The organism is Lentzea sp. NPDC058436, assembly GCF_042721515.1.
Lineage (GTDB): Bacteria > Actinomycetota > Actinomycetes > Mycobacteriales > Pseudonocardiaceae > Lentzea.
In genome coordinates this window covers 97,064-109,514 of the sequence record NZ_JBHXLF010000009.1, presented here as the reverse complement: position 1 = coordinate 109,514, position 12,451 = coordinate 97,064, and the positions used below count along the sequence as shown (strand labels likewise).

Genomic DNA, 12,451 nt, shown 5'->3' with positions numbered 1-12,451 from the left:
TGTTGCGCGGATGTTAGGCCTGCATCTCGGTGCCGTCAGCTCCGTGATCGCAATCGTTGCCTTCGCCTTAACGTTCTCTTTGGACTAATCCGCCACCAGACGGCTGGCGAGGTCTCGTTCGGCGGCGTCGAAGTACTCGTCGAGCTGCAGGACCGCCTGGTCGACCGTTCCGTTGTTGAGGAGCTCGACGATCTTGCGGTTCCACGGCAGGTAGGTCTGGTGGAAGGCGTCCATCTCGCGGGCGACGCGGAAGGCGAGCATGAGCTCGGCGAAGAGCCGGTCGGACTCGTCGCTGAGCCGCGCGCTGCCGGCGAGGCCGACGATGCCGCGGTGGAACTGGATGTTCGCGCTGCCGGTCTTGCTGAAGTCGTTCTTCTCGGCCCTGGCCACGGCCTGGCGGACCGGCGCGCGCACGGCTTCTCGCCGAGCCTCGCTGACGTCGTTCCACAGGCGCAGCGCGCCGCACTCGATGGCGCGGCGGGCCGAGTAGAGGTCCTTGACGTCGTCGCTGGTGGGACGCCTGACGAAGACGCCGCGGCTGTGCTCGTGCACCAGGATCCGGTCGCGGGTGAGCAGCCGGAACGCCTCCCGCAGCGTGTTGCGGCTGACGCCCAGCGCGCCGCCGATCGCTTCCTCGCTCAGCCGCAGACCCGGCTCCAGCTCACCGTCGAGCACCCGCTCCCGCAGCATGTCCGCGACCTTCTGCGCTGTGCTGGCGCGCTCCAGGTCGGCCTTGCCCTGAGCCAGCGTCGACACCCACGTCTCGGTCACCTGAGAAGTCTATTTGCAGGATCGTTCGATTGCACTATCGTAGAATCGTTCAACAATCCTACAAGCCGGCACCGGGGAGGACGGCCATGGACCTGAACGCGGACCTGGGCGAGGGCTACGGCCACTGGACCCTGGGCGACGACAAGGCGCTGCTGTCCATCGTGACCAGCGCGAACATCGCGTGCGGCCACCACGCCGGCGACCCCGACACGATGCGCGAGACCTGCGCCCTCGCCGCGTCCGCGGGCGTGGCGATCGGCGCCCACGTGGGCTACCTCGACCTGCCGGGCTTCGGCCGCCGCTTCGTGGACGTGGCCCCGGACACCCTGACCAACGAGGTCCTGGCCCAGTTGGGCACCTTGTCGACGTTCGCCCGAGCCGCCGGCACCCGCGTCTCGTACGTGAAGCCGCACGGCGCCCTCTACAACGCCCTGTTCCGCCACGAGGCCCAGGCCGACGCCGTGGTGGACGCCGTCCGCCTGTTCGACCCGACGCTGGCCGTGCTGGGAGCGCCCGGCGCGGTGTGGCTGAAGCGCGCCTCGGTAGCAGGCTTGAGGGTGTGGCACGAAGCCTTCGCAGACCGCGCCTACACGGCATCGGGCGCACTGGTGCCACGCGGCGAACCTGGCGCCGTGCTGCGCGACCCGGCCGAGATCGCGGCCCGCTGCGTGCAGCTGGCGACGGAGGGGTGGGTCCGCAGCGTGTCCGGCCGCCCGGTCCGGATCCAGGCGGACTCGATCTGCGTGCACGGGGACACGCCGGGCGCGGTGGAGATCGCTCGAGCGGTCCGTTCGGCCATGGAGTCTGCGGGGGTGGCGGTGGGCCGCGTGGAGTCGCCGCTCCGCCACACGCGCCAGGCGGTCTGACGCCCGAGCGGCTGGCACCTCAAGGCCGGCCGCACCGGCGCTGCCGTCCTCGCAAGGCCGCACGGCCCCGCCACCTGACTCCGTCCTGCCCGACTCGGCCTACCTGCCCACCAACGCGCACCCCGAGCCCACTCAGGCCAAGCCCCGGTCAGCCGCTCTGACGCACCAGCGCCGCCGCCCCCACCAGCCCGGCCTCGCCACCCAACTCGGCAGCCCGCACCTCGAACCCCTCCAGGAACGACAACCCGGCGTACGCCTTCAAAGTCCGCCGCACCGGCTCGAACAGCAGCTCCCCGGCCTGCGCCACCCCGCCCCCGACGACCGCGAGCTCCAGATCGCACACCGCCGCGGCCCCGGCGATCGCCATCCCCACGGCACGACCCGCACGCTCGAACGCCACCTGCGGGATCTCCTCACCGGCCAGCGCGGCCGCGGCCAGCAGGGCGGCGTCCGCGTCGTCCGGCGCCTGCCAGCCGGCCCGCCGCGCCCAGTCCACCATCCGCGGCCCGCCCGCCACGGTCTCCGCGCACCCGCGCCCGCCACAGGTGCAGGGCTGGCCGTCGGGCTCCACCACGACGTGGCCGATGTGGCCGGCGTTGCCGGTGCGGCCGCCGAACGGGCGTCCGTCCAGCACCAGCCCGCCACCGACACCGGTCGACACGACCAGGCCGACCATGAACCTGCTGCCCTGGCCCGCGCCTCGCCAGTGCTCGCCCAGCGCCATGCACACGCCGTCGCCCGCCAGTTCCACCGGCACGTCCGGGAACAGCGACGCCACCGACGCGCGCAGCGGGAAGTTCTGCCACGTCGGCACGTTGATCGGGGAGACGGTGCCGGTCGTGGTGTTCACCGGGCCCGCCGAGGCGATGCCCACGCCCGCCACCGGGGAGCCCTCCACCACCGACGAGATCACCGAGACGACGGCGTCCCACGTGTCGGTGGACGGCGTCGGCACGCGGGAGGACCGCACCACCGCGCCGAACGGGTCCACCAGGGCGGCGGCGATCTTGGTGCCGCCGAAGTCCAGTGCCAGCACCAGATCAGTCACGATGAACCAGCTTAATCAGCCACTTCGAGGCTGATGGGCGCAGTGGTCCTGACGAGCGAGCCCGCCGTCACGCGCACCACGGCCGACCATCGGCCCGGCGTGGCCCACGGAGGTGCCGAGAAGCTGAAGTCCAACGGCAGACGACCCTGCGCCGGCAGCAAACCGCCCACGCAGAACGGGCCGACGAGCTCCCACGACGAGCGCGGCGACAGCAGCCGGGCCTGCACCGGCAGGTCACCGTGCGCGCCGGACGCCACGACGACCCTGACCAGCGACGACGAGCCCGGCCGCACGGTCACCGAACACGGTGTCGACGCCATCCACAGCACCTCGACGGGGTCGTCGGCGTCCCACTCCGGCACGGTCAGCAGCGCGACGTCGTACACCTCGAACGGCAGGCCCTCCAGCACGGCGCGCACCGGATAGCAGCCAGGAGTGCGTGGCGCCTCCAGCCGCACCTCGGCCGACACGTGACCGCCCGCTGGAATCGACACCGGCAGCGCCTCCCACGACGCCGACCACCCCGCCGGCAGCGAAAGCCGGACGACCCCCGAGAACTCCGGACCGTCCGACACGGCCACGACCCGCAGCCGCCCGGGACCGAGCACCTCCAGCCGGACGTTCGCGGGCAGCCCGCCCAACGGCGCCGGCTCGTGCAGCCAGTAGCGCGCGAACACCGGGGTCACCTCGGGCGCGACCGGACCCAGGTCAGGCCGTTCCGTCGAAGAGGGAGCCACGGAGGGCAACGTGCCGCACGACGGCGACCGCGAGCCGAGCACGCCCACCAGCGAAGAAGGGCCCAGGTGCCCCACGCCGTTCCACAGCACCACGGCCGTGGAGCCGACCATCTTCTCGCCGACCTCGCTGTGCCACACGCTGATCGGCCCGACGAGACGAGGTGCCTCCAACACAGGGCCGTCCACGGCGATGAGGGACGCGATCGGGTCGTACGACAGCACGTAATGAGTGGACGCGATCTCGGTGCCGTAGCCGCGCTTCCAGCCGTGGTCGACCTCGTCCTCGACCAACGAGTAGGTGCGCCATCCGCACCCAGGCACGTCACGCGCCAAGAACGTCACGGTGACGCCATCGACCAACGTCGGCAGCACGACCCCATCACACTCAACGTGCACGTTGCGCGCGCACGGCAGGTGCACGGACACGATGTCGGTGCAAGCGGAAGCCGCCGGGTTCCAGACGACCACCGAAGACTCCACAGTGGACGTCAGCGCCTTCAGAGACCGCGACACGACGTCGGACTGCAGGTCGAAGGCCTCTCGCGGGTGCGCGACGGCAGCGCGTGAGAGCGCGGCGACGGGGAACGCGGCCCCGGTCAGCCGAGACGCGTGCGACGCGAACACGGCAGCAGGCGAGTCGTCCTCCGAAGCGCGAGGCACGGGCACAGAGCCGCGAACGTAGTAGTCGCGCGGCAACGAACACACGACCCGAGGCCACGTATAGCGCGCGCTCCAGTCGTGATGGATCGCGGTCATCCACGGGTTCGGAGCATCACGAGCAACCCCGACCGGCAGCATCACGTGCGGCGCGGCAGCCCCGGACCGCAGCGCCAGGAACGACGAGTACACCGCCCGCTCGGCCTCGCCCAACGACGAACAGGCCAGCGGCGACCCCACCGGCAGGGCGGAGAGCACGGGCGGCACACCGACCACGTTGGACTCCGCCCCGACGACCTCGACCCGCCCCTCCGAGATCAGCCGCAACAACACCGGCCGGTGCTGCGGAAACGTGTCCCAGTAGGGCTGTAGCAACTCCACGGACGTCACCGCGAACCGGTAGGCCGGATCGGTCAGCGCCAGGTCCAGGTGTGCCCGCAGAGCCGAGAACGGCGCGTCGGCCGCAACGTGCCCCACGAGGTGCACCGTCCACCCCGGCGAGCCCACGACCAGCGGGAACGCGCAGGTCTCCTCGCCGGCCGAAGACCGCACCACGACCTGAGCGGGCACCACCGCACCAGGAGAGTGCTCCGAGACGTCAACGCAGAGCTCGTAGCCGAACGGCCCGAGCCCCAGCGAACCGCCGTGCCGCGGCGACCGCAGCCCGGGCCCGGACACGTGGGCGTGCACGGGGCCCACGAGCGCAGGCGAGCTCAGCCGCACCACCTGCAGCAGCGCGGTCCGAGGTCCGACGAACAGCTCGGTCGACTCGGCGGCGATCACCGGACGATCGCACCACTGTTCCGAACCGGGCGGAATTCCCCGATGGTGGCGAAAGCAGCGAAAGGATCTAGCGCTTCAACATCCGGGTGAGACCGGCCGCCACGGTCGTGGCCAGGATCCACCCCGTCACGATCAGCCCCGACGCGATCCACTGCGACGCACCCGGCGTCTGCCAGCGGTTCTTGTTGCCGAAGTCGACGATCGGCACCACCAGGTCGATCGTGTAGAGCCACGCGTTCCACGGCAGGTGGTCGTCGTCGTTGATCTCCACCAGCGGTCCCTTGAACTGGAACCACAGGCTGCCCACGACCCACGCCGCGATCAGCCACCCCAGCGCACGCGCCGGGCGGTAGCCGTAGCCGACCATCGACCGTTGCAGGAAGCTCCACAACAGCACCAACGGCCCGAAGAACCGCATGCCCTCGGCGACCGCCTTGTACCGCAGGCGCTGCTTCTCGATCAGCACGGTCGAGGCGTGCTCCTCGTTGCCGGCCGCGGTCAGCATCTCGGCGAACTGGTCGTACGGGCGCGGGTGGTAGCTGCGCCGCATCGCCTGCCGCAGCCAGCGCAGCCGTTGCTGCACCTGGTCGTCGTCGCGCAGGTCGATGGGGTACGCGAGAGAGTCGTACCGGAAGTCGTCGAGGTCGATGAAACCCGTGGCGTTCCAGAAGTTCTCGTTGTCGTCCAACGACGTGCACCGCGCCTGCCGCAGCGTCACGAGGCCCTTGGGCGGCGACACGACGTTGAGCATCAGCTCCTGCACCTGCATGCCCATGGCGTTCAACGCGTGGCTGTCGAGCTTGTACCCGAGGACGGCGCCGTTGAAGTTCGCCATACGGCCGATCACCGCGCGACGGCACCGCACGCCGCCGTGCGCGACGAACTCCTTGTCGCCGCGTGCGCAGATGAGGTCGCGGCCGATCGTGGCGCCGCCGATGTCGAGCGACGGCTTCTCGCGCGGCTGGTGCCGGTACGTGCCGGGCCTGGTCAGCCTGCTGCCGCGCAGGTCGAGGTTCGCGCCGACGGTGATGCCGCGCAGCTCCAGCCCACCGGAGACGTCCGACTCGCGCACCACGAAGTTGCTGCCGATCTGGGAGCGGTTGGCCAGCACGGCGTCGGCGGCCGGGTTGTCCACGGTGGCCCGTTCGAGCGTGATGCTGCCGCGCACGTGCGTGTCGACCATGCGCAGCTGGCCCTTGATCTTCACGCCGCGCCCGACGACGTCACCGCCGATCTCCGCGCCGTCGACGTGCAACGCGCGGCCCGAACCGGTCGGGTCGGTGCCCACGGCGGGAGGCGAGACAGCATCTAAAACAGCCTCTGCCACCGAGAACGTGCCGGCGATCTGCGCGCTCACCGCGCGCACGGTGCCCTTGCTGGAGAAGCCGCGGTCCAGTTCGAGATCACCCGACACGTGCACGCGGTCCAGGACGAGCGTGGCGGACGGGTCGGCGTGCGGGTCGTTGGTGTCCTTGAAGTCCGAGCCGCGGGAGAGCACCGCGCCGCTCAGGGACAACGTCGAGCTGATGCGCGCGTTGGACAGGAACACCACGCCGTGCGAGGTGAACGCGCCGAGCAGGTTGCCGCCGACCTGCATGCCGTTGCCGTTCAACGTGAACCCGTCGGCGTTCTGCAGCACCGCGCTGCCGAGGTTGACGTTGCCTCCGATGCGCGCGCCCGCGAGCCGCACCTCGCCCTCGGTGACGATCCCGAACCCGAGCACCGCGCCCGCGACCGTCAGCCGGTCACCGTGCAGGCACAGTCCGTCCGGCACGCTGAACCTGGTGCCCCGCAACAGGACCGAGCCCGCGATGTCGGCGTCGGTCAGGTCGGTCAGACCGGACACCGTGCAGTCGAGCAGCGAAACGTCGTTGCTGCTGTTCAGGTTCCGCGCCTGCAGCCCCGGCAGGTCGCAGTCGCTGAACGAGATGCCCGCCAGGTTGGCCTGCCGCAGGTCCGGCGCCGCCTCGAACTGGCAGCGCTCGAACTCCAGCACGTACGGCACGTCGACCGCGCGCAGGTCGAGCACGCCGGTGACCGACTGGTTCTCCACGCGGACGACGGGTGGGGTGCTCGGCTTGCGCCGAGGCAACCTCCACCCGCCACCACCGGAACTCTCGTTCTCCCCCAACAGCCCCCGCAGCACGTCCGCCGCGGCGACCTTCCCCCTCGCCATGCAGCTAGACCGGGTCGCTCGGGCCGTGGTGCGTCGGGTCGAGCACGCGCGCCAGGAACTCCTGGGTGCGCGCCTCCTGCGGGTTGCCGATCACCTCGGCCGCCGGGCCCTCCTCGACGATGTAGCCGCCGTCCATGAAGATCACCTTGTCGGCGACCTCGCGGGCGAACTGCATCTCGTGCGTCACGACCAGCATCGTCATGCCCTCGTCGGCGAGCTGGCGCATCACACCCAGCACGTCACCGACGAGCTCGGGGTCGAGCGCGGAGGTGGGCTCGTCGAACAGCATGACCTCGGGGTCCATCGACAGCGCGCGGGCGATCGCCACGCGCTGCTGCTGGCCGCCGGAGAGCTGCGCCGGCATCGAGTTGGCCTTCTCCTTCAGGCCGACCCGCTCCAGGTTGCGCAGGGCGATCTCCTGCGCCTCCTTCTCGCCGCGCTTGAGCACCTTGCGCTGCGCGACCGTGAGGTTCGCGAGGACGTTCAGGTGCGAGAACAGGTTGAACGACTGGAAGACCATGCCGATCTTCGTGCGCGCCCGGTCGATGTCGACGTCCGGGTCGGTCAGCTCGACGCCGTTGACGACGATCTTGCCGCCGTTCGGCTCCTCCAGCAGGTTCACGCAGCGCAGCAGGGTCGACTTGCCAGAACCCGACGGGCCGATGATGCAGACGACGTCACCGCTGTTGACGGTGGCGTCGATCCCCTTGAGAACGTCCAGCGAGCCGAACGACTTCTTCAGCCCGGTGATCTCGACACTGACTTCGCTCACAGGACGGACACCTTCTTTCCGCCGGAGCGGCGCTCCAGGTACCGGGACAGGTACCCGAGAGGCAACGTGATGATCAGGTAGCAGAGGCCGACGACGAGGATCGGGGTGAGCGACGGGCTGCGGCTCAGCGTCTCCCGCCCGAACTTCGTCAGCTCGTACTGGTCGCGGGCCAGTCCGATGATGTAGATCAGCGAGGAGTCCTTGGTCAGCAGGATCAGCTCGTTGGTCAGCGGCGGCAGGATGATCCGGAACGCCTGGGGGATCACGATGGTGATCATCGCGCGGCCCTGCGACATGCCGAGCGAACGGGCCGCCTCGATCTGGCCCTTCGGCACGGCCTGGATGCCGGCGCGGATGGTCTCGGCCATGTAGGCGGCGCCGACGATGCCGAGCGCCAGCATGACCGTGGAGTAGATGTCGAACTGGATCTGGAACGCGAGCGGCACGCCGAACGCGAGGCCGATGAACACCAGAAGTGCCGGAATACCGCGGAAGAACTCGATGTAGACGGTCGCGATCCAGCGGTACGGCGCGATCGACGAGAGCTTCATCAGCGCGAGCACGAGGCCCAGCGCGAGACCGAACGAGAAGCCGAGCGCCGTGTAGATGAGCGTGTTCTTCAACGCGATGGTGATGACGTTGGGGAACATGTCCCCCATCGTCTTGAAGTTGAAGAACGCCGTGCGGATCTGCTCCCAGTCGGCCAGGAACGCGATCACGACGGCGATGACGACGAGCAGCGTGTACTGCGAGTACCGGAAGTATTCGGCCCGCTTGCGCTTCGACAGCGCCATTCTGACTCCTAGCGGATGTGGTTCGGACGCGAACGGGGCGGCGTCGTCCGCCGCCCCGTCAGCTCGATGTCGCTACTTCTTCTCCGGCTTCTTGCCGAACCACTTCTCGTAGATCTTGTCGTACTCGCCGTCGTCCTTGGCCTTCTTCAGGACGGCGTTGACCTTCTCCGCCAGGGCGGTGTTGCCCTTCTTGATGCCGATGCCGTACTGCTCGTTCGTGTTGAACTCGGCCGACACGACGGTGTCCGGGAACTCCTTGGCGTAGTCCAGGAGCACGCCGTTGTCGTTGATCGCGGCGTCGACGGCACCGGTGCGAACGGCGGTCTCCATCAGCGGGAGGTCCTCGAACTGGATGACCTCGTAGCCGTTGGCGGCCTTGTTCTCGTTGGCGTAGATCTCACCGGTGGTGTCCTGCTGGACGCCGATCTTCTTGCCCTTGAGGTCCGCCAGAGCCTTGATCGGCGAGTCCTTCTTGACCAGCAGCGCCTGCGTGGCCTCGAAGTACGGGTCGGAGAAGTCGATCGCCTGCTTGCGCTCTTCCTTGATCGTCATACCGGCGGCCGCGAGGTCGCACTGGTTGGCGTTGAAGCTCGCGCCGGACGTGATCGTCTCGAACTGGGTGTCGAAGATCTCCTGCGTGACACCGAGGTCCTTGGCGATCAGGTCCACCAGGTCGACGTCGAAGCCGACCGTCTTGTCGCCGTCCGTGTACTGGAACGGCTTGTAGGACAGGTGGGTGCAGGTGACGAGCTTGCCTTCCTTGACAAGCTTGATGCCACCGTCGGTGGTGCCTCCACCGCTGTTGGTGCTCGTCGCGCAACCGGCGAGCGCGGTCAGCGCTAGGGCCGCTGCGGGCAGCAGGGCGAGCACGTGCCTGGGTCGACGAGCCACTGCGTCACTCCTCGTAACTGTCGCGGACGAGTGAACGGGATCCTGCCACTCGGGTGACGTGGTGGACAGCACGTGCGTGTTACAGGCCACTCCCTTGCAACGATCCTGCGTCAAATCGCCCTTTTGATCGCAAAATCTTGCGCAGTTTGGCCCAGATCACACAACTTCTTCACGTATTGCACACGAATGATTACGATACGCGAGTGTTTCCTTGATCAGGATTTGATCACGACGGTGCTGGTCAGCGTGTTCTTTCGGTCATCAGACCGGCCACGAGAGCGGTCCAGCCCGTCTGGTGCGTCGCGCCGAGACCCTCGCCGGTGTCACCGTCGAAGTACTCGCTGAAGGTGACGTGACTGCGCCAAAGAGGTGATTCCGAGGCCTCGATCCGCTTGCCGTCCGACGGCCTGCGCCCGTCGTGGTCGAGCAGGAACAGCCCGACGAGGCGGTCCGACAGCTCGTCCGCCACCTGGCCCGCCGTGACCCAGCGCCCCGAGTGCGTCGGCATCTCGACCTGGAACATGCCGTCGTGGAACGCGCAGACCGTCCGCAACGCCTCCACCAGCAACGCGTTGGTGGGCAACCAGATCGGCCCGCGCCAGTTGGAGTTGCCACCGAACATCGGCGTGTGCGACTCGCCTGGCTCGTAACCCATGCGGTGGTCCTGGCCCGCGACCTTGACCTCCAGGCCCTCGCGGTGGGCGGCGCTGAGCGAGCGGATCCCGTGCGGCGACAGGAACTCCTGCTCGTCGAGCATCCTGTGCAGCACGCGCTTGAGCCTGCCCTCGTCGAGCAACGACACGAACGCGCCGCGCTCGTAGTGGAAGGTGATGAACTGCCGCAGCTCGGGCCGGCGCTTGAGCAGGTGCTCCAACCGGCTCGTGAACCCGTGCAGGTCGCTGAGCACCCACGGCTCCAAGACCGCCGACGCGAGCAACGGGATGAGACCGACCATCGACCGCACGCGCACCGGTTCGGACTCGACCTCACCATCGGCGCGGCGCCGTGAGACCCGGTCGTAGCAGAAGCCGTCCTCGTCGTGCCAGATCCCGCCGCCGTGCGACCCGAAGTGCGTGAACGCCTCCGCGATCGACAGGAAGTGCTCGACGAACTTGGTGGCAACGTCCTCATAGGACTCGTCGTCGCGCGCCAGCTCCAGCGCGATCTGCATGAGGTGCAGGCTGTACGCGGCCATCCACGACGTGGCGTCGGACTGCTCCAGCCGCCACTCGCCCAGCATCGGCTCCGACCGGTTGACCGGCCCGATGTTGTCCATGCCGAGGAACCCGCCCTCGAACAGGTAGCTGCCGTCGGCGTCCTTGCGGTTGACCCACCACGAGAAGTTGAGCAGCAGCTTGTGGAAGATCTTGGCGAGGAACCCGCGGTCCCTGCTGCCGTCGGCGCGGTAGACCTGCAACGCCGCCCACGCGTGCACCGGCGGGTTCACGTCGCCGAACTCCCACTCGTAGGCGGGAATCTGGCCGTTGGGGTGCATCATCCACTCACGGCAGAACAGCAGCAGCTGCTCCTTCGCGAACGCCGGGTCGACCAGCGTGAACGGGATGGTGTGGAACGCCAGGTCCCACGCCGCGAACCAGGGGTACTCCCACTCGTCCGGCATGGAGATGACGTCGGCGACGTCGAGGTGCCGCCAGTGCACGTTGCGCGCCCTGGCCGTTCTCCTGCTGGACGGCGCCTCCGGCTTGGTCGGGTCGCCGTCGAGCCAGTCGCGCGTGCGGAACCGGTAGTGCTGCTTCGTCCACATGAGACCCGCGAGCGCACGCCGCAGCACGTGCTTCTCCTCGCGGCCGACCCGCGGCGCGATGGCGTCGTGGAACTCGTCGGCCTCGACCTTCCTGGCCGCCACGGTGTCGGTGAAGCTCGACCCGAACGGGTCCAGGTGCCCGTCGCCGCCGACGAGCCGCAGCCGGATCGTCACCGTCTCACCGGGTTCGACCGGGTCGAACGAGTACCAGGCGGCGAACTTCGTGCCCGCCGTCCCCGCGTCGTCCGGCCCGACCACCTGGCACGAGCTGGTGCTGCCGCCCACCACGTACTCGCAGATGCCGTCCTTGGTCCACGGCGACGGGTTGCGGTCGGCCCCGAAGAGCGCGACCTCGTTGCTCTCGTTGTCCGTCATGAGCATCGACGGCGAACCGTCCAGGTGCAGCGTGTACCGGCCGAGGTTGCCGTGGTCAGCCGTGACCCTGCGCCCGGCCGTGGTGCTCGCGACGAGCTGACACGGCCGCTGGTCCCGCCCCCACGCCCACGTGTTGCGGAACCACAGCTGCGGCAGCAGGTGCAGCGGAGCGTCCTCGGGCCCGTGGTTGGTGGCGCTGATCTCGACGCAGATGTCGTCCGTGTCGGCCTTCGCGTAGGAGACCTGGATGTCGAAGAACCGGTTCTCGTCGAGCACCCCGGTGTCGCTGAGTTCAGGCTCGCGGTTCTCCCGCCCGGCACTGCGCGCCATCTCCCGCAGCCGCTCGTACGGGAACTCCTTCTGCGGGTACCGGTAGACCACCTGCATCCAGGAGTGCGTGGGCGTCCCGTCGGTCACCCACCAGTGCTCCTTGACGTCCTCGCCGTGGTTGCCCTCTTCGTTGGTGAGGCCGAAGTACCGCTCCTTGAGGAACGGGTCCCTGCCGTTCCACAGCGCCACCGAGAAGTTCAGGAACCCGTGCACGTCGCAGATGCCGGCGATGCCGTCCTCGCCCCACCGGTACGCGCGCGACCGGGCGTGGTCGAAGGGGAACGAGGCCCACGCGTCACCCTCGGGCGAGTAGTCCTCGCGGACCGTGCCCCACTGGCGACCCGACAGGTACGGCCCCCACAGCCGCCACGGCGAGGTCGGGGTGTCCGACTCCGCGAGGCGCGCCCGTTCCGCTTCTTCGACCATCAGGCCAGTGTGGGACACCTGGTCGGACAAGCGGTCGGGGCCACGTCTCGGCTGAGTCCT

At 69.0% G+C, this 12,451-nt stretch carries 9 protein-coding genes; 1 reads left to right on the top strand and 8 read right to left on the bottom strand.

Going from position 1 to position 12,451, the window contains the following annotated elements; genetic code table 11:
- Window positions 1-84 precede the first annotated feature (84 nt).
- The gene (locus ACFWN2_RS28495; protein WP_382432482.1) at window positions 85-771 is read right to left on the bottom strand and encodes a GntR family transcriptional regulator; all 687 of its coding nucleotides are present in this window, start codon (window positions 769-771) and stop codon (window positions 85-87) included.
- Window positions 772-857: 86 nt separating this feature from the next.
- Between ACFWN2_RS28495 and ACFWN2_RS28490 the strand changes: the two genes are divergently transcribed.
- Window positions 858-1,637, top strand: a complete 780-nt coding sequence (locus ACFWN2_RS28490) for a LamB/YcsF family protein (RefSeq protein ID WP_382432480.1) — start codon at window positions 858-860, stop codon at window positions 1,635-1,637.
- 148 nt (window positions 1,638-1,785) lie between these two features.
- Here ACFWN2_RS28490 and ACFWN2_RS28485 read toward each other — a convergent pair whose 3' ends face one another.
- The 7 genes from ACFWN2_RS28485 to ACFWN2_RS28455 all read right to left on the bottom strand — a co-directional run bounded on the left by ACFWN2_RS28485 (window position 1,786) and on the right by ACFWN2_RS28455 (window position 12,391).
- On the bottom strand, window positions 1,786-2,685 hold the full coding sequence (locus tag ACFWN2_RS28485) for an ROK family protein (RefSeq protein ID WP_382432478.1): 900 nt from the start codon (window positions 2,683-2,685) through the stop codon (window positions 1,786-1,788).
- A gap of 11 nt (window positions 2,686-2,696) precedes the next feature.
- Entirely contained in the window at window positions 2,697-4,862 is a 2,166-nt protein-coding gene (locus tag ACFWN2_RS28480) for a hypothetical protein (protein ID WP_382432476.1), read from the bottom strand.
- A 67-nt stretch (window positions 4,863-4,929) separates the two neighbouring features.
- Entirely contained in the window at window positions 4,930-7,038 is a 2,109-nt protein-coding gene (locus tag ACFWN2_RS28475) for a pentapeptide repeat-containing protein (RefSeq protein WP_382432474.1), read from the bottom strand.
- A 4-nt stretch (window positions 7,039-7,042) separates the two neighbouring features.
- Complete coding sequence (locus ACFWN2_RS28470; RefSeq protein ID WP_382432472.1) at window positions 7,043-7,810, bottom strand: amino acid ABC transporter ATP-binding protein; 768 nt, start codon at window positions 7,808-7,810, stop codon at window positions 7,043-7,045.
- The gene (locus ACFWN2_RS28465) at window positions 7,807-8,604 is read right to left on the bottom strand and encodes an amino acid ABC transporter permease (protein ID WP_382432470.1); all 798 of its coding nucleotides are present in this window, start codon (window positions 8,602-8,604) and stop codon (window positions 7,807-7,809) included. Before ACFWN2_RS28465 ends, ACFWN2_RS28470 begins: the two co-directional genes overlap by 4 nt.
- 72 nt (window positions 8,605-8,676) lie before the next feature.
- Entirely contained in the window at window positions 8,677-9,495 is an 819-nt protein-coding gene (locus tag ACFWN2_RS28460) for a basic amino acid ABC transporter substrate-binding protein (RefSeq protein WP_382432468.1), read from the bottom strand.
- A 241-nt stretch (window positions 9,496-9,736) separates the two neighbouring features.
- Window positions 9,737-12,391, bottom strand: a complete 2,655-nt coding sequence (locus tag ACFWN2_RS28455) for a glucosidase (RefSeq protein WP_382432466.1) — start codon at window positions 12,389-12,391, stop codon at window positions 9,737-9,739.
- Between the last annotated feature and the right edge of the window lie 60 nt (window positions 12,392-12,451).

Coding starts and splice junctions, on each gene's coding strand:
- ACFWN2_RS28455 (WP_382432466.1), bottom strand. CDS start 12,391: ATGGTCGAAGAAGCGGAACGGGCGCGCCTCGCGGAGTCGGACACCCCG.
- ACFWN2_RS28475 (WP_382432474.1), bottom strand. CDS start 7,038: ATGGCGAGGGGGAAGGTCGCCGCGGCGGACGTGCTGCGGGGGCTGTTG.
- ACFWN2_RS28490 (WP_382432480.1), top strand. CDS start 858: ATGGACCTGAACGCGGACCTGGGCGAGGGCTACGGCCACTGGACCCTG.
- ACFWN2_RS28465 (WP_382432470.1), bottom strand. CDS start 8,604: ATGGCGCTGTCGAAGCGCAAGCGGGCCGAATACTTCCGGTACTCGCAG.